17 protein-coding genes are annotated in these 18,456 nt (G+C 44.2%); 15 read left to right on the top strand and 2 right to left on the bottom strand.

The window, feature by feature from the left end:
* The first annotated feature begins 604 nt into the window (after positions 1-604).
* Positions 605-1,045, top strand: a complete 441-nt coding sequence (locus tag NV381_RS12645; RefSeq protein WP_258213651.1) for a GNAT family N-acetyltransferase — start codon at positions 605-607, stop codon at positions 1,043-1,045.
* A gap of 322 nt (positions 1,046-1,367) precedes the next feature.
* Entirely contained in the window at positions 1,368-1,898 is a 531-nt protein-coding gene (locus NV381_RS12640) for an NUDIX hydrolase (protein ID WP_258213650.1), read from the top strand.
* A 162-nt stretch (positions 1,899-2,060) separates the two neighbouring features.
* On the opposite strand, the gene NV381_RS12635 is transcribed toward NV381_RS12640, so the two are convergent.
* Positions 2,061-2,465, bottom strand: coding sequence for a VOC family protein (locus NV381_RS12635; protein WP_258213649.1), 405 nt, complete (start codon positions 2,463-2,465; stop codon positions 2,061-2,063).
* Between the two features lie 502 nt (positions 2,466-2,967).
* Here NV381_RS12635 and NV381_RS12630 point away from each other — a divergent pair.
* From NV381_RS12630 to NV381_RS12615, 4 genes are all read left to right on the top strand, one after another.
* Positions 2,968-3,963, top strand: coding sequence for an aldo/keto reductase (locus tag NV381_RS12630; RefSeq protein ID WP_258213648.1), 996 nt, complete (start codon positions 2,968-2,970; stop codon positions 3,961-3,963).
* Positions 3,960-4,865 (top strand): creatininase family protein, encoded by a 906-nt coding sequence (locus NV381_RS12625; protein ID WP_258213647.1) that lies wholly within the window; start codon positions 3,960-3,962, stop codon positions 4,863-4,865. Before NV381_RS12630 ends, NV381_RS12625 begins: the two co-directional genes overlap by 4 nt.
* Positions 4,866-5,086: 221 nt before the next feature.
* Positions 5,087-5,803, top strand: a complete 717-nt coding sequence (locus tag NV381_RS12620) for a phytanoyl-CoA dioxygenase family protein (protein WP_258213646.1) — start codon at positions 5,087-5,089, stop codon at positions 5,801-5,803.
* 186 nt (positions 5,804-5,989) lie between these two features.
* Positions 5,990-6,841, top strand: a complete 852-nt coding sequence (locus tag NV381_RS12615; protein ID WP_258213645.1) for an AraC family transcriptional regulator — start codon at positions 5,990-5,992, stop codon at positions 6,839-6,841.
* On the opposite strand, the gene NV381_RS12610 is transcribed toward NV381_RS12615, so the two are convergent.
* Positions 6,836-7,690: an AraC family transcriptional regulator gene (locus tag NV381_RS12610; protein WP_258213644.1), complete on the bottom strand. Its 855-nt coding sequence runs from the start codon at positions 7,688-7,690 to the stop codon at positions 6,836-6,838. The genes NV381_RS12615 and NV381_RS12610 overlap by 6 nt on opposite strands.
* A gap of 226 nt (positions 7,691-7,916) precedes the next feature.
* Here NV381_RS12610 and NV381_RS12605 point away from each other — a divergent pair, with 226 nt between their 5' ends.
* The 9 genes from NV381_RS12605 to NV381_RS12565 all read left to right on the top strand — a co-directional run bounded on the left by NV381_RS12605 (position 7,917) and on the right by NV381_RS12565 (position 18,361).
* On the top strand, positions 7,917-8,951 hold the full coding sequence (locus NV381_RS12605; protein ID WP_258213643.1) for a Gfo/Idh/MocA family protein: 1,035 nt from the start codon (positions 7,917-7,919) through the stop codon (positions 8,949-8,951).
* Between the two features lie 104 nt (positions 8,952-9,055).
* Positions 9,056-10,417 carry an ABC transporter substrate-binding protein gene (locus NV381_RS12600; RefSeq protein WP_258213642.1) on the top strand — a complete coding sequence of 454 codons (1,362 nt, stop codon included), beginning with the start codon at positions 9,056-9,058 and terminating at the stop codon, positions 10,415-10,417.
* Between the two features lie 92 nt (positions 10,418-10,509).
* The gene (locus NV381_RS12595) at positions 10,510-11,454 is read left to right on the top strand and encodes a carbohydrate ABC transporter permease (protein WP_258213816.1); all 945 of its coding nucleotides are present in this window, start codon (positions 10,510-10,512) and stop codon (positions 11,452-11,454) included.
* A 1-nt stretch (position 11,455) separates the two neighbouring features.
* A complete protein-coding gene (locus tag NV381_RS12590) occupies positions 11,456-12,295 on the top strand; it encodes a carbohydrate ABC transporter permease (protein ID WP_258213641.1) in 840 nt (279 codons plus the stop codon).
* Positions 12,296-12,804: 509 nt separating this feature from the next.
* Positions 12,805-13,776, top strand: coding sequence for a helix-turn-helix transcriptional regulator (locus NV381_RS12585; protein ID WP_258213640.1), 972 nt, complete (start codon positions 12,805-12,807; stop codon positions 13,774-13,776).
* 92 nt (positions 13,777-13,868) lie between these two features.
* On the top strand, positions 13,869-14,387 hold the full coding sequence (locus NV381_RS12580; RefSeq protein ID WP_258213639.1) for a DinB family protein: 519 nt from the start codon (positions 13,869-13,871) through the stop codon (positions 14,385-14,387).
* Positions 14,388-14,678: 291 nt separating this feature from the next.
* Positions 14,679-15,656, top strand: a complete 978-nt coding sequence (locus NV381_RS12575) for a hypothetical protein (protein ID WP_258213638.1) — start codon at positions 14,679-14,681, stop codon at positions 15,654-15,656.
* A 713-nt stretch (positions 15,657-16,369) separates the two neighbouring features.
* Positions 16,370-17,509: a WD40/YVTN/BNR-like repeat-containing protein gene (locus NV381_RS12570; protein WP_258213637.1), complete on the top strand. Its 1,140-nt coding sequence runs from the start codon at positions 16,370-16,372 to the stop codon at positions 17,507-17,509.
* 210 nt (positions 17,510-17,719) lie between these two features.
* Positions 17,720-18,361 carry an NUDIX hydrolase gene (locus NV381_RS12565; protein WP_258213815.1) on the top strand — a complete coding sequence of 214 codons (642 nt, stop codon included), beginning with the start codon at positions 17,720-17,722 and terminating at the stop codon, positions 18,359-18,361.
* The last annotated feature ends 95 nt before the right edge of the window (positions 18,362-18,456 follow it).

Genomic DNA, 18,456 nt, shown 5'->3' with positions numbered 1-18,456 from the left:
TTATAGATAGTTTTTAAGAGAACTGATTGAATGGATTCACTACGCTAATGGAGAAGGGTAGTGAATCCATGAATAGGCTACCGGTGCGATCGGCAGCCTATTCAACTATCGGGCAGAATACTTGAATAAGCTGGAATTATTAAGGAGAAGATTGCAGAGTATAAAATTGAATTTTTGACTAAGAGGGTCGTTAAGGAACAACTTTCATTTGAAACTGAAATTAGAACCATATTAAACAATGATGGGTATAAGGTATTCGACGCATTGTTTTACTGGGAAGATTAATGAAAAACAATACTGTCTTTTATACAAAAAAAGAAGCCACAAATTGTGGCTTGGTAAGAGATTCTAACGGGATACGATAGCAGAGGAGCTTGCAGCGATGCGGCGCCTTTTTGATTCTCATTAGAGTAACGGACAGGTTAGTATCAATGGACGATGTGTTCAAATATAATCATTTTTTATCATGTTAGTTCATACCAAGTGTTGTACTGTTAAGTTATGAATAAGAGTTGAACACTTGTTTTGAAAACGGAGAGCAATTAAAAAAATAAAAAACAAAGGGCTATCCAGTGGATGGCTGCCTTTAAGAAAGAGAGCATTTATGCAAATAGAATCGCTCATTTATAGCGATAAGTTGTGGCAAGTCGTTGCTGAATATGCGCAGAATTGTTCATGGAAGGCAGGATCCAATTTAGCGGAACAAATGAAAAAATGCCATTTTTCAGACTGGGAAAGAGTTTTTACAGCACTTGATGGTGATCACATTGCTGGTTATTGCACTTTAGCAAAAACCGACTGCATACCTGATGTTTCCTATACGCCTTATATCGGGTTTGTGTTTGTGGGAGAGCAGTACAGAGGCAATCGATTAAGTGAAAAGTTGATTTTATCTGCCTTGGCATACGCGAAGGAACTGGGTTTTGATAAAGTATACCTTGTTAGTGACCATGTTAATTTGTACGAAAAATATGGTTTCGTGAAGATAGATGAGAAAGAAGCACCTTGGGGAGCAATGGAGACCATTTTTATGCACCTGACCTAACGTGCTGCTATCTAGCAAAAAAGTGAGAGCCTTAAAACTTGCCGTTACATATAGCACGGTGAACCTTATCGAAAATAAGGTAAAGGTCATTCGGCTAACGGGCAGATTTACGTAGGAATTCCGCTTATCCGGTGACTACCCAATATGGTAATATAAACTAAAGATAAAGTCCGCAAATTGGTAGTAAATCTGTGTGAAATATTGGGGAATTTTCGTGAATGTTAGAAGTATCAGTAAAGGTGATTCCGCTTTTTCAACTTCAAAAAGTGGGATTTTTATGTATTCTAAATATCATTGAAACCATCGTTGGGGTGAATTATTCTTGGAAGAAAAATTGATTTTTGGAGAGAAAGTTAAACACCTTAAATATCAAAGAAGAGATGGCAGTTATGCCGTTATTATAAATGCTAATAAACAACAAGTTGCCGCAATTTTTACGACTAAAGGAAGCTGTTTTTTGCCTGGTGGTGGGATTGAAGAAGGCGAGACACCCGAAGAATGTCTAAGACGAGAACTATTAGAGGAAACAGGTTATGAAATATACATTGGTTCTTGTATCGGCAAGGCACAAAGATATTTTATCAGTCCTCAAAATGAATCTTTATTAAGCAATGGAATTTTCTTTTTAGCAGAGTTTATTGAAAAAGTACAAGAACCGATAGACGACGACCATCATTTAAAATGGATAAACTTAGATGAAGTTGATACTATTTTTTTTCATGAACATCAGTCATGGGCAATAAAAAAAGCAATCACTATATTAGGCCAACCAATGATAAATAAACTCGGCAATAAAGTTGGAGAAGGCGGATGTGCAGAAGTAATTGAATGGGAAAACGATAGCAGGATGTAGCAAAGCCCAACACGAGTACTGCCGCCTAAAAAGTACAAAACAAACAAAGCTGACAAAACCGGCACGATCTGCAGCCTATTCAACTATCGGTCAGATTACCGGTGGTAGCAACAAAGCCCCCCGATATTATTTTCGGGCGGGCTTTTGCTCTTGCTCTTATTTTTAGGCCGTCGGTCCCACGGTGGTGATCATCCACATTACGCCGTATTTGTCTTCGATGTGGCCGTACAAGGCGCCCCAGAATGCCAGCTCCAACGGGCACTTCACATTGCCGCCTTCAGCTAACTTATCGAATGCATCGCGGGCATCGGCTTCTGTTGTGAACTCGAGACTCAGATTTATGGCGTTCCCCCGAATGATCGGCTCAAATACGGAATCGGACATTAAGAAGTTAATTCCTCCGGCCATTAGACTCAAGTTAACGACTTTGTCCTTGAGCTCTTCCTTTGCTTCAGGAAGCTGTCCATGCGTCATAATGGACAGGATCTCTCCGCCTAGCGCATAAGTGTAAAACTCAGCTTGAGCTCTTGCGTCCTCCGACATAATATAAGTTGTTTGTTTTGCCATCTTATAACATCCTTTCATCCCTTGGTTTCGACTGTTCGAACTCAGTCTCTATTAAGTCAACGAATGAGAAATAACTAAATCGACAGATTCAAAAAAATATTTTATCTTTTTTAGCATTTCAATTTGGTCTCGAAGATCGGCCTCCAAGGCACATGTTTATGGATTTCGCACCGATTAGTACCATTCCCTCAATCGTTCAAGGAAATGGGGGCTGGCTATAGCGCTACAAAAGATTGGCTGAAATAAAAAAATGTTATTCAATTAACGGAGAACCATAGCTTAATAAATAATAATAAAGACGCGGCTGCTGGCATGGATAGGCAGCCGCGTTGTGCAAACGGGCAGGGAAATGGAGTAATGATCGAGAACCTTCCTTTTCTTCGTGAAGGTTTGCTGAACCTGAACAAAAGTACAACTTTTACTACAGGTTTGGCGATGTTTTCAATTCTTTTCCATGATACAAATAAGTCAGGACTGGATTCGCTTAAGAAGGGAGACATTTATGCAATCGTCCATGTTCGCCCGTTCGGGTGAAACCATTAGCAGGCTTGGCTTTGGCGGTATGGGTTTAAATGGTATTTTTGGGCAGCAGGATGATGCTGCAATGATCCGTTCCCTTGTATATGCACTTGAGAACGGGATTAATTTTATTGACACGGCAAGAGTCTACGGAAGATCGGAAGAGCTCATAGGCAAGGCTTTAAAGGAGTGGAGCGGCGAAAAACCGTTCATTGCAACGAAAGCGGCCGCGTCGGCACCACCTCATTCGTTACCCGGTGCAGGCTTTCACTTTCCGCTGGATGTACAATCCACCTATCCGCCCGGATCGATTCGGGCAAGTGTTGAGCAATCACTGCAGGCCATGGATATAGAGACACTGGATCTGCTCCAGCTTCATGTGTATTGGCCTCAGTGGGATGCTGTAGATTATTGGATGGAAGAGCTCCTTAGGCTGAAAGAGGAAGGGAAGGTTCGCTATTTGGGTGTTTCCCTGCCAGACCATCGGCATGATCATGCGATTTCATTGGTTAGAGCAGGAGTGATCGATTCAGTGCAGACAATCGTCAATATATTTGACTCGGTGGCGCTTGATTGTCTGGTTCCGATCTGTCAGGAAAATCAAGTGGCAGTCATAGCAAGGGTAATTCTGGACGAAGGAGGACTGACCGGATTTTTGAAGGAAGATACAGCCATTCCCGAGTCCGATTATCGTTACAATTACTTTGACTGTCAGCCTAGAAGCGTTTACCTGGACAAGGTGAATCGTCTTTGCCAATATATTCCTCAATATGCAAGCTCATTAACCGAGCTGGCGATTAAATTCGTGCTGAAGGACCCAGGTGTGACGGTTGCGATTTCTTCGATGCAGGTACTGGAATACGCAGTGGAAAATATTGCAGCATGCGACAAAGAAGCGTTGCCGGATGAGCTGTTTGAGCTTATTAAAATACGAGAGCGCTGGATCCGACATTTCTATCATGCAAGGAGACATTTATGAGCTATGCCTCTAAAGCCATGTCCAAGGTTCTGTGGGCCGAGCTGTTCCCAGCTGAATTCATTGCCCGTCAGCAGGAGTGTCCCATCGTGTATGTACCGTTGGGTTTATGTGAGCCGCATGGTCAGATCAGTGCTTTTGGTTTGGATACTTTCAAGACGGAATATTTATGCGCGAAAGTAGCCCGTCAGGTGGGCGGCATCGTCGCTCCCAGTATGGGCTATCATGTGCACGAGGCAGGGCCTTCGGCCAAATTTCTGGAGGAAAACGTTGGAGAGCATAACCCCTTTATGTCTTCGGTTCCTCCGTACGTATTTTATCATTTCTTTTTATATCAGCTGCGCTCGTTCTATAATGCGGGCTTTCAATCGGCAGTGATTTTGTCCGGACACGGTGGAGCGCATGTGCACGATCTTCGACAAATTTCCCGGATGTTTCAGGAGCAGACTGGGATGAGCATTTGGTATGGAACGGATTTTGATCTGGTCGAGGGTATGTATACCGGAGATCATGCCGGAAAATACGAGATTTCCATGTTGATGCACATTCGTCCCGATCTGATTGATCCTTCAAAGAAAGGATTGGAGGAGCTAGACGGGGCTGGTGGACGACTGGCGGCTGCACATGATGCCAATGAGGCGACTCGGGAGTGTGGTGAACAAATTTGCCATGCATGCGAACTTGCTTTAAGTCGCATCGCAGCTGATCTTGGAGAACGATCCCAAGCTGTAACAAATCGAATGCCGCTTCCCTATGAAGTGGTTGAGGATCTATGGTCACAGATTGTACAATCCGCCGAGATGGGTACTGAGCATTGGGCAGCCTTGCAGCCAAGGGCAGGTCAATCCCCTGTCTCCGAGCAATCCCGATGGAAGCCTTACGAGCATATCCGAATGCGTGACTAGCCTGCAATCATTTATAAGCGCAGCGGTACTTATTCACCGGACGGTGGAATACCATACTTTTCTCAGAACGAATGAATATCTATTCACCCATTTGGTTTCGTCAGACAGACTACTAGGGATGGAAGGTTGAACAAATGTACAACTAATTGATTGAAATGAAGCAGTGAAGAAAATGTTTTTTCGATATAGTTATAGCATACCATCCAAGGAGGGCTAAACCCATGTTAATGACCAACACATCGAATTTTGTATTGACTGAAGATATGATTGAAGAATTTTACCGCGAAGGCTATTTCTACGCACCCGGCTTCTTGACCCAGGAAGCGGTAGATAAAATTAACAAAGAGAATACCGAGTTTGCTACCCAGCAATCCAGTGATGGCAAATGGAAGTCCAACGCTACATTGAACTTGGCCAAAAGTCAGGAACAGTTCCCGGAAACAGTCAATTTCCTCAGCAATACAAGGATCATTGAAACCTTTGAAAGCATTTTGGGTGATAACGTTAAGCTATGGATGGGGATGTATGCAGTCGTTCCTCCGCATGGTGAAGGCTTAGCCTGGCATCAGGATAATATGTACACTCATATTCTGGGGCATATGCTCAATGGTTTTGTCGCTCTGGATCACATCACTCAAGAAAATGCTGGTTTGTGGTTGGCGCCAAGATCCCATCGATTGGGTCGTCAAAAGGATCTGAATGAAGTCGGAGAATCGCATCGCCGTGCAGCAGACCCGGACAATGGAGCACCATGCAGACCGATGGCACCCGGAGATGCTGTCATCTTCCATAGGGAAACATTGCATCATAGTAAAACGAATCATACGGATCGGCCAAGAAGAGCGTATGCCTTTCAGGTGGCATCAGCCGTCTGCCGGTATGCCGAGACTGGCAAGTTGTTGACAGACCGCGAAGATCTGTCATCGTACAAGAAATAATGTATACGGTTTGTGGTTGACACAGGGGTGTTTCCATGAATCGGTAATCAACAAGAACCGGAAGCCAAGCGCTCTCGGTTTTTTTAAAAGCTTATATTTGGATCCGCTTTCATAATACTAGGACGTCTGCTATATTAATGGTTGACAAGTATTCCAGGTTCTGCTGGGGAAGACGGAGGGGCAGCTATGTTTTACGATGATATTCGTTTGGACGATGAACTTAATTTTGTCAAGAAAGTCGGTACCTTAACCGAACATGAGATGCATCTTCATGATGCACTTGAGATTAGCATCGTGCTAAAAAATAATGTGAAATATCATCTGTGTGACCGTGATTATCATGGCAAGCCTGGTGACGTATATGTGTTTCGTCCTTTTGAGCCGCACTATAACCTGGCTGAGGATAGCAATAAACCGGTAGAGTGGACGATGGTGTTATTTGCCCCGTCAATTGCGAGGTCGATCCCGGAAGGACATAAGCTGCTGACGCCGTTCTATGCCGCCGACAAGTTCTCACCATTAATTCCTGCTCATACGACGTTTGCTCAAGCTATACAAAATGCTTCCAAGCTGGCCATTGCAGAAGGGGAGCAGCAGCTTCCTGGATGGAGGGCCAAGCAATTTCTTTATTTTATCGATATTCTGGTCATGATCTTCCGATATTATGAGGCTGTGCAGCAGGATGAGTTATCCAATTCCAAAACCGATCAGGGGATTATTAATGTTATTCAATATATGCTGTCCCATTTCTCCGAAGATATCGATACTAATGAGATGATCGTGATGTCCAATCTGCGAAAAACGATGTTTTTTAAAAAATTCAAAGGCATTACGAGTCTTTCACCGAATGAATTTATAAGCCGTCTTCGACTGCAATCTGCAGTTTATCTGCTGGATCATACGACAAAATCGATTACCGATATCGCTTTTGAGTGCGGATTCCATTCGTTGAGCTACTTTAATAAACAATTCAAGCTGTACAGAGGCATTTCGCCAAGAGATCAACGCAATCATTTAAAAATCAGAAGAGAACTATAGGTCCAAAAACTGTTTTCGGTATTGATAAGGCGTAATACTCATTCTTTTTTTGAAAAACTGGCAAAAGTAAGACAAATTTGCGAAACCGCTTTCTAAACAAATCTCACTGATTGTCTTGGAGGAGGTTTTTAATAATAAGCACGCCTGATTCAGTCGCTTGGCCATCAGATAGTCGGTAATGGTTCCTCCGGTTTTTTGCTTGAACAGTGCAGAGATATGCTTGTGGGACAGATGAACCTCTTTGGCCAGCTCGTGGATCGAAAAGGGCTCCTGATAATGCTCCTCGACCCAATCCATAATGCGCTCCGCATGATTAAGCGATCTGATTGAAGCGCCATCGGAGCTATTATATTCCGACCACAGGGGACGGAGCAAGCAAAGAAACCGAACGAAGAACAATCCATACTCCTCAGCCAACGTGTTTCGGGGAACCTTGCTGCAGCGCTCATGAAGCTCCTTATAGAGCAGGACCAGCGGATGCTCTTCACTCAGCTCGAAAATTTGCTTGGTAAGCTGATCCTTCCACAGATGATGGAAAAAGCTGCGTAATACCGGAAACGGCGCCAAATACGTATCAAATAGAGACGGCTCAAATACAACATAGGAACGAATATAATCTGAAGTGTTGTCCTGTCGGATACAGTGAAGCTGAAAAGGCTGAAAAAAAATCAACTGACCGCTTTTAAACTCATACATACGGCTATCCAGCATCAAATGCCCCTTCCCTTTGTATATATACATAAACTCCATCCCTCTGTGGGCATGAAAATGGTTAACCATCTGTTGATCCGCATGATACTTTAGAACAAAGTGGTTATCGGTCAAATCCAAGTGCTCAATAACTGCCATTCGGCACCTCCCATTATCGTACTTTAACAACATTATAACCGTTATTAATGAAAGTTTAACCCATTTTTTTATGATAAGCTTTATGAGTAGACTCAGTATGATTAAGGGAATGAAATGTACTTTGCAAGCGCGTACATGCCGTGGGGACAATGGAATCGCCTGAACGCTTAAGAGCCTTGCTGCATGAACTAACAGGCTCATAGCTTTCTAAAAGGAGGTTAACAGAATGACGGTGCTAAAGGCTGCATTAATCGGTATCGGTGGCATTGCCAAAGCACTTCATCTTCCTGCACATCAAGCGGTGAATGGTTCCAGACTCAAATGGCTGTGTGATCCTAATATCCATAAAGCGCATGCCGCAGCTCAGCAATTCGGTATCCCGTATTGGACTGACGATCCTGATTCCGTATGGTCCGATCCGGAAGTGGATTGGGTGGATATTGCCGTGCCCAATCGTTTTCACGAGGCTGTAACAATAGCTTGTCTGGAATCCGGTAAGCATGTTTTATGTCAAAAGCCGATGGCAGACACCCTAGATGCCGCACGGAGAATGGTGGATGCATCCATTCGCTGCGGACGTCAGCTGGGCATCTATATGTGCTTTCGAGGTGATCCGGGTATTCAGCAGCTAAGGCGGTTGATCCGGCAAGGAAATTTTGGTGAAATGATTTCACTGCGGGGCAGGATGATCTCTTCCAACGGGTTTCACATTCAGAAGGGTCAATGGCGAATGGAGGAGGCTTCAGGAGCTCTGGATTTGCTTGGAGTCCATATGATTGATCTATTTGCCTGGCTACATAGCGATATCGAATGGGTGCAAGCGTACTCCAATACCTTGCATGCCCCGATGAAAGGCGATGATGTGACAACGGCGATATACGGTTTAGCCGGAGGTGTAACAGCGGTCCTTGAAACGACCTATAGCTCGTTTGTTCACACGGATACTCCCTTATACGTGCTGGAGATCAACGGAACAGCAGGCTGGGCCCGATATGTGCTGGATAGTGGGCAGCTGACGATGCAACTACAAGACAGCTATACAGATGGTCAGCTTGTCTATATAGCAGGAACCGTGTCGGAATCAACATTTCCACACACACTATCTGGTGGCGGTGCACTTCCGAATGTGCATCAATCCTTTGTCGATGCTTTGCGAGAGGATCGACCTTTCGAGATCGATGGTCATTGCGGTGCACGAGCCCTTCACGTTATGTCCTGTACAAGGCAAGCGGCGACTGCACATGCGAGGGTTCTTATATAGCCATAATGTAAGGAGAATTAAACGACTTTGTTGTTCATGAACGTTACGTAAGCGCTATCTTGATACACAAATCATTATGTACACAGGAAAAGGGAGGTTTCAATATGAAGCGAAGTATGGTAGCAATGATGTCCATGATAATATTGGCAGGGGGAGTTGTAGGGTGTAGCTCGGGAGCTAACAGCGGTAACAATGCCTTGGCTCCCAAGGCGGAAGCGCCAAAGGCAGATGCTCCCAAAACAGATGCTCCCAAGGCAGATCCTGCAGCCAAGGCCAAAATTCGTGTTGCCTGGTGGGGTTCTCAGGACCGGAACGATAAAACGCTAAAAGCGATCGATTTATTCATGAAAAAAAATCCGAACATTGAGGTGCAATCTGAATTTATCGGGTTTGATGATTACTGGAATAAAGTCAATACGCAGGCTGCCGGAGGCAACTTGCCGGATCTGATGCAAATTCATGAGGGCGTCATTAACGAGTACGTATCCCGTAAATTGCTTGTCGATTTGAATCCATATGTAGACAAGGGAACGATTAATCTTAAAAATGTCGATGCTAACTATTTGCCGGATAAGGTGAATGGCAAGCTGTGGGGCGTCAATCTGGGTACCAATACGATGACAATGGTCTACGATCCGGCTTTGTTCGAGAAAGCGGGTGTCGAAGAATTAAAGCCGGGCTATACGTATGAAGATCTGGCCATTACTTTACGTAAAATGAAAGCTAAGCTGGGCAAAGATTTTTACGGGATTACTCTTGATAACGGTTATGATGGATTCAAGCATTTTGTCAGACAGAATGGAACGATGTTTTACTCAGAAGATGGGAAAAAGCTCGCCTACCTGGATGATAAGGTATTTGTTGAATACTATACGTATTGGCAGAAGCTGATGAAGGAAGGTTTGGCCCCAGGGCCAGAGATTCAATCTGAATTTAAACAGCTGGAAAACTCACTACTTGTTCACGGTAAAGCAGCGATTCAGCCGGTTCAAAGCAACCAGATTGTCGCCTTAGTGGCGGCCTCCAAGCGTCCCTTGAAAATGACCGTTTACCCTACACACCCCGGCGGTAAGGAAGGGCACTTCCTGAAGGCAGCGATGTCATTCGCGATCACCAGCCATTCGAAAAGCCCGGAAGCCGCAGCGAAGCTGATCGATTTTTTCACCAATGATGCTGAAGGTAACGATATTTTGGCGGCAGAACGGGGAATTCCGATCTCTTCTGAAATCCGTAAATCGGTTTCCGCGAAACTTCCGGATACCTCCAAGCAGATGTTCTCCTATGTTGAAGTCGCACAAAAGTATGCTCGTGAAAGTGAAGCGCCATCTCCTGCAGGAGACAACGAAATCAGAACGCTGCTCGGCAAGCTGCAGGAGCAAATCAACTTTGGCAAGCTGACTCCAGAGGAAGGCGCGAAGCAATTCCGTAAGGATGCTGAGCAAATTCTAGCCAAAAGCGCAAAGTAATTAGCAGTTGTTCTGTTATGATTATTTCAAATTAAGTAAACATCAGCCGTTCGGCATCGGACGGCTCATCTTCATATAGGGGGCAATTCGTGATGCGCCAGACAGTAGCAACAGACCGCCATTCTATCGGGGTGAATAAGCTTGCGGCTATACGGGAATGGAAAAAAACGATCATTGGTTATGCTTTTATTTCACCGTGGCTCATAGGCTTTATCGTATTCATTATCGGCCCGATGCTGGCCTCTTTGTATTTCTCCTTTACGCAATATGACATGCTGTCCAACCCCAAATGGATTGGCCTGGATAATTATATCGAGATGTTCACCAGTGATAAGCGTTTCCTTACTGCACTCAAGGTGACCCTGCTGTTCGTGCTTGTATCGGTTCCGCTTAAATTGATGTTTGCCCTGCTGGTGGCGATGATTTTTAACGTGGATCGAAAAGGAGTTACCGTGTATCGCACCTTGTATTACATTCCTTCGATTCTTGGCGGAAGTGTCGCGGTTGCCGTGATGTGGAAGCAGTTATTTGGCTCCAAGGGAGCAGTTAATTCACTTCTTGGCTTAATCGGGATTAAAGGCATGAGCTGGATTGCGAGTCCCGACTTTGCTTTATGGACGTTGATTCTGCTCGTGGTATGGCAATTTGGCTCGCCGATGCTTATTTTTTTGGCTGGACTTAAGCAGATTCCGACTGAATTGTATGAGGCTGCCAAAATGGATGGAGCCGGAGCGGTCATGCGCTTTTTTCGTGTTACATTGCCCATGCTGACGCCTATCATATTTTTTAATCTGGTGATGCAGACGATAGGAGGCTTTATGACCTTCACCCAAAGCTTTTTAATTACAAGTGGCGGACCGATGGATTCAACTTTATTTTATGCGGTATATTTGTACGAAACGGCATTTACGCACTTCCACATGGGTTATGCATCGGCGATGGCCTGGGTGCTGCTGCTCATTGTAGGCCTGTTTACAGCATTGATTTTCAAATCCTCTTCCTCATGGGTACATTATGAGACCGAAGGAGGGAAATAAGATGAACAGCATAATACGTACCTTTTTATTTCATACAGGTGTTGTGCTGCTGGGGATATTCATGGTTTACCCAATACTGTGGGCGATTTCAAGCTCAGTGAAGCCGGAACCGGAAATTTTCCAGAATGCCTCATCGTTGCTTCCTTCAAGCTTTAGATGGGATAACTATGTGAAAGGATGGGCTGGCTTTGGGAACTTCCATTTTGGACTGTTCTTTCAGAATTCCTTAATCGTGACATCAGCGATTGTTGTCGGGACACTTGTTTCCTCGAGTCTGGTAGCCTTCGGTTTTGCGCGTCTGCAATTTAAGCTGCGCAAGCTGCTGTTTGCTTTGCTGTTGATGGCGATCATGCTGCCTGCTCAAGTCACGCTGATTCCCCAATATATATTATTTCACAAGCTGGATTGGGTGAATACGTTCCTGCCACTGATCGTTCCCGCATTTGTAGGAGGAACTCCGTTTTTCATCTTCCTGCTCATTCAATTCATTAGAGGTATTCCCAAGGAGCTGGATGAGTCGGCAGTGATCGACGGCTGCTCAACCTTCGGGGTGTTTTGGCATATGATACTTCCGTTGATGGCTCCGGCTTTGGCGACGGTGGCGATCTTTTCCTTCTATTGGTCGTGGGATGATTTCCTCGGTCCACTCATTTACTTGAATCAAACGAAGCTCTTTACCGTTTCGCTCGGTCTACGAATGTTTGCAGACCCGTCCTCGATGTCACAGTGGGGTCCGCTGTTCGCCATGTCCGTACTGTCGATTGTTCCGCAGCTGCTCGTATTTTTGTTTTTTCAAAAATATTTGGTTCAGGGACTTGCTACAACGGGCTTGAAAGGATAAGGGAAATGGATGCTTAGGTTTGTTTTAGACAATATCAAACTAAAGGAAAGTATCGCTCAGGAGCTGAATTGATGCAGCTCTTTTTTTGATTTCAATGAAGTAATGTGCAGGATAGCGTAACTTTCCAATACATGGAAACGTCTAAAATATAGACTAACGACAAAAGAGGCAGCAGCTTTTCTAGTATGTTTCTTGGGTCTTTCTTTATTTATGTTGTTAATGCAGAAGAAATAAATGATATTAACCGGCTTGGCATATCGCAAGGAAGATTGTAGTCATTGAAGGGACGGGTAGTAGTGTTTGATGTGTATAGATATTTGATACTTATACCTCACAAAAGGAAACGTATGTTCTAAATTATGGAGCGGTGTTATTTCCATTTTATAGGAGGTTCGAATTTGAAGAAAAAATAACTTTTTGCTCCAAATGGAGTGAACATAATCAATCGTCAGGACGTATTTGAAACCTTATGTACAAAATGATATTCACCTAGAAAGAAGGTGCTCTCGATGGCAAAATGGGATAACATGCTGTCCATGCTTTGGATGCTGCGATCCGGAAGAAAGCTTACCGCCGCGCAGATCGCGGACAGTTTGGAGATCAGCGTCCGGACCGTGTATCGGTATATCGACGCATTGTGCGCCAGCGGCGTGCCGGTCGTGGCGGAATCGGGCCACGACGGCGGCATTCGTATTCTGGAAAGCTTCAAGGAGACGCCATTGTTCTTCAACTCCGTTGAGCTAAAGGCACTTGTGGACGCGTTTAAATTTGCGCGAGGCGCTTGTTACCCGTATACAGAGGAGTTGGAAAGCGCGTTGAAGAAGGTGGAGAACGGGCTACACGAAGAGCAGCGCCATGATCTGTCCCATCAGACGAGCGGCATGGATGTGATTTCTCCGTCGCGTCCGCCTTCCGTCGTACCGTTGTTGCGGGAGCTGGAGCAGTCGGCGAAGGAAGGGCGAACGGTCCGCATCGCCTATCGCAAAGCGAATGTGGAGCAGGCCGACGAACGTGAAGTCGATCCGTACGGGTTGGCTTTCGACCGAAACGAATGGTACGCTGTCGCGTTCTGCCATCAATCACAGACGTTGCGGACGTTTCGCGTGGACCGCATTTCGCGGCTGGAGCCAACCGAAGCGCGGTTCGAAAAGCCGGAGCGTTTTTCCACATCCGCCTATTTCCGCAACCAGTCCGAGCGGGAACGAGAAGCGGACGGACCACTGGCGGTCATCCGCATTGAGGGGGAGCCTGATACGCTGAACGCGCTTTGCGGCCACTGGCATTTGCGCCACTATTTGACGGAACGGACCGACCGGGAAGCGCGGTTTCTGATCGACGTCCCGACGATGAACAAGTACCTTCCGATGTATCTGATGACGTTTGGCACGGCCATTCGCATTCGGGAGCCGCTGGAACTGAAGCGTAGGATCCAAGAAATGGCATACGGAATTGCAAAACATTACGAAAACGATCCCGATTGAACTTCACTGACAGCGGTTGTCAGCAAACCCGGTATACGATATAGACAAGGCTGCGCAGTCAAACGACGAATAAAGGGAAGGTGAATTCATCCATGCTTCAACACCCTCATAAAATGTACGACTATCATGTTTGGGCGAATGATCGGCTATTTGCCCACTTGGATCAGCTTCCGAAAGATGCGTTCCACGCGGAAGTGACGAGCGTGTTTCCGTCCGTGTCGCAAACGTTCGGGCACTTGTACTTGTTCGAACAGCTCTTTATGACAGTGCTCGCGGAAGTTCCGAACGAAGACATTTTTCCGAAGATCCCGGGCTGGACGGAGGAAGCGCAGGGCAAAACAGTGGACGAGATGCGGCAACTGTTCGCCGGTGTTGCCGAACATTTCCGCGATTTACTGAGGCGTACGCCCGACCCGGACAAAACTATGACGATCCAGCATCCGCTGTATGGTCGAATCGATACGCATTTCTCCGAAATCCTGCGGCATATAGTTAACCACGGGACGTATCACCGGGGCAATGTGACCGCCATGCTGAGGCAGCAAGGGTATTTCGGAGTCCCGACCGATTATATGTTTTATTTGGTGGAACGGCAGGAAGGTCAGCGATAAACGGATGTGAGGATGTTTCACTATTTAGCAGATGAGAGAATTGATTCGTTCAACTAGCAGGCACGATGGCAATTAAAACGACCGGGTTTCCTTGATAGTTAAGGGGTTCCGGTCTGATACTTTATTATCACCGATTAAAAAGTCATTCTGATAACGGGAAACGATAGCTCAATAACTAACAGGATGAGGCTGCCAACAAAGATCGGCAGCCTTTTCTCATCTAACGAGCAGGATAGATTTGTAGTATGATAAAATTTGGAAAACACTTAAAAACAGTAGGAGGCAATGGACATGCATTGGAAAGCCAAGCTGTATGCAACCGCGAATCACATTGCAGCAAAATATGTTTCTGATCCACGGGTTCTAGGTGTAGCTTTTGGAGGAAGCATCGGGCGCGGTGTTGCCTGGAAGCATTCTGATCTGGAATTATGCCTACTAGTTGAGGAACGAATCGAGGAGTTCCAGCATTTTAACGTGATCGAAGGAATGGGAGTCGAGATATTTCAGTATACGAAACCTCGTTTGGAGAATTTTTTGGCGCAAGTCAATGAACCGGACGAGTCGGTGCTAGAATTTCGTATTCAAATTTACGGGTGCAGGATTGTCTATGATCCAACTAACCTGCTGACTACTTTCAAAGAAAGATTTGATCGGATCCTGTTTCATGAAAAGGTAACTCATATGAAATCTACCCAGGCGCTGGGGCAAGCTGATACCCGACTTGAAAAGGCGAGAGAAATGCTTGAAAAAGGCTGGTTCCGAACAGCTATAGCTCATTTGCGTATAGGATTAAACGATTTAATTTTGGCAACGTATTGGCAACACCACATGCTACCGAGGAGTCAGAACCGTACTGAATATTTTCTTAAAAAGAATATCGGCGTATTTGGGCATGACCAATTGTACAGAGCATTTATCAGGACTTTTTGTCTTGATCAACCGCTTGAGCAGATGAAAAAGCGTCTATTTGCATCTAAAAGTGAGATTCACATACTGGCTGAATCCCGTATGGGGAGCAATTCACCCCATTTTTTTCATACAGCGGTTGATGGAAACTTAGAGTGGGGATATGAAAAGAGCATTCTTTACGTTTACAAATACTGCCTGCATCGTATGCAAGATTCTGACCTTCAGGTGATCGGTCTGCTTGATGAAGATGTTTATTCTAAACAATATGTTAATCTTTATCGCTTTTTAGATCTGGAGGAGATGAATATTCAAGATGTCGAAGAGATGGTATATCTTTTTGAAAAGGCTAGACATGCTTGATGCCTATTCTTCACTCTCAAATGAAAACTAATTTTGAACTTAGTCCACTGGAGAAAGAGTTGATTAGGGGCACGCGCGCGTAAAAAGCAAGCGAGCGGCTTTTTTGTTGTATTATGCTGTCTGTGCAAGAAGTAAGTAACGGGAAGGTTACTTTAGTACAACCTTTGCAGGAAATAGCAGTGCTTATGAAGAAATTGGTAATAAAATAAAGGGGGAGAAAGCTAAATGTCATTTGTTAATGTGCTTAATGAAAAGTGGTGTCCGAGAATCTGGAATTAGGTAAACATTATAGAATTATATTTGAGAATGGATCGAAGATCTCTGGTGAACTTACGGATATTAAACGGATAGGATCGGAGATATTTTCACTCTGGATTGATATAGGAAGGCAACCTGTGTACATTGCTTATCGTGAAGTTAAAGAATTTATGCTAATTGATAATTACGAAAAAGACAAATAATTTGATCAATCGCTCAGCTAACCGGGAACTATAGCTCAATAAGAACGCGGCTGCCGGTATGGATCGGTAGCCGCGTTGTGCTAATGTTTTTTTAACAATCAAATGGGGGTTGAAATCTTTGGTGAATGGAGCAAAACGTTAGTTCAATAAAAAGAAGGGCTGTCCACGTACTCGGAAACCTCTTCAAGTAACACCACTTATTCATTAAATGAAGTTGGAGCGACGAGGCAAATAAAGGAGGACAGGCACGAATTGAAAATACATTTGATCATCCAAACCTTGATGCTGGTTACCATACTTACTGCAGGTTGTGATAATTCTAAACCGGAAAATGTTCAGTCTTCCCAGAAAACTCCTGCGTCAATCGAAACTCTTAGCCAGGATCCTGTCGAAACTCCTGAGACTATGCCTACCCCAGTCGTGTTGAGTGGTTTTCCCATGCCATTAACAAGCGGAAATCGGATATATTTTTATAATGAAGGCGATTTGACAGGATGGACGGTCGACCGACCACCAAATGCCAGCATCAAGACGGGGCTCCAAGTCTATCGTACGGATAACCATGGGAAAAATTGGAACTCCAATCAACTACCAATCGAGCAGGCATGGGAGGCTGAAGTAGATCAAGATCATATCCTGGCATCACTTCATCAAAATGGACCATCTTGGATCATGCTGCAATCGGAGCCAGAAGGGGATTTAGCCAAAAAAACGCTATATTTATCAAAAGACGGCGGAACAACATGGACCTTAAATTGTGACTTAACATCTAGTATCAGCGGGTATGTCACTTCAATGATGATTCAAGAGAATGGGGTAGGTTATATAACTTCTTCCTACAAGAAGAAAGATGTGATTCCCTTCTATCGTACAACTGACAGCGGGAAGAACTGGAGATTGCAAGAGTTTCCACATAAGAGGGACTTTCAATTCGGGATGGCATATCCACCACAAATTAGTAAGGATGGGATAGGAACGGTCAGGGCCGATTTTATAAAGGAAAAGGAATCAGATACCATTTATTACGAAACAACAGACAACGGCTCAAACTGGCATCTCTTCAAAACGGCATCCATCCTGCGATTTCATGGCGATCCAGCGGCTCTTGACATCATAAAACGCTTTGCCGATCACTGGTTAGCTCAAGATGAGCAGAAAATCGGTAAGCTGTTTGTACAGGGGGCATCCGAATCGTGGATTGAGCCAATGAAGAAGCACAGATATACTTTTATCGGAGCATATCCGCCATCAAACGAAGAAGCTACTCAGGATCAGTTTTGTGTGGGGCTTCGATATCAAACGGATGATAAAGATGATCCAATCGGAACTATAGCGGTCTGTGTACGAAAGCAGCAAAGTAGCAAAGAGTGGAGAATCTACATGTTGGATTGATGGGAATATTCTGACCAAATGAAGATTAAGACGATAATTAAATAAGACATGACGGCAGCCGACACCAAACGATCGGCTGCCATTTTCGTTGAAGTAACTGGCAGGATAATGAAGTAATAATATGGAATATAATGGTGATAAAAAATTTACTTGCTTTGATATACAGTCAGAACAAGTTCATCGCGAAATTTTGATGATGATAAGAAACCGATAGGTGTAGCTACTAGAAGTGAAGTTCATAAAATCGGCTACTGGCATGAAACATTCCATTGTTGGTTCATATATAAAGAGGCAGGTCAAGATTATATTTATTTGCAGATTCGTAGTGATACAAAAAAGGACTATCCATCCCTTTTTGATATTACAGCAGCAGGGCATATTTTAGCTCATGAAACGATAGAAGATGGTGTCCGGGAAGTTCGAGAAGAAATCGGCATTAACGTATCCATAACCGAACTTATATCATTAGGGGTTATAAATTATTGTGTTAAAAGAAAAGAACTCATTGATAAAGAGCTAGCTCATGTTTATCTTTTTGAATCAAAAAATTCATTTGATGATTTTACTTTGCAAAAAGAAGAAGTATCAGGAATTATAAAGGCTAACTTTAATGAATTTCATTCACTTTGGAAAAATGACATAGACGAAATTAATATTGAAGGTTTCGTAATTGATGAGCTCGGAAATAGGGTGTGTTTTGATGAAAATGTGGGGAAAGATCGATTCGTTCCGCATGAAGAATCTTATTATGATAAGGTGTTAAGTTTGATTTACAGTCATTTACAATCTCATGAAAGACAATACAAGTTTAATAGCGTTCAATTGGTGTGGGCGTCGCCAAACAAGGGTTAAAGGTGTTAGGGGAGTAGTTTTATATGTAATTGAGAATAAATGGACACGAGATCTGAATAACAACAAGATGAAGCTGCCGGGAAATGACCGGCAGC

This window comes from Paenibacillus radicis (ex Xue et al. 2023) (genome assembly GCF_024722015.1).
GTDB lineage: Bacteria > Bacillota > Bacilli > Paenibacillales > NBRC-103111 > Paenibacillus_S.
Note: the sequence above shows the minus strand (reverse complement) of the source record. Positions and strands in the feature narration are given on the sequence as shown.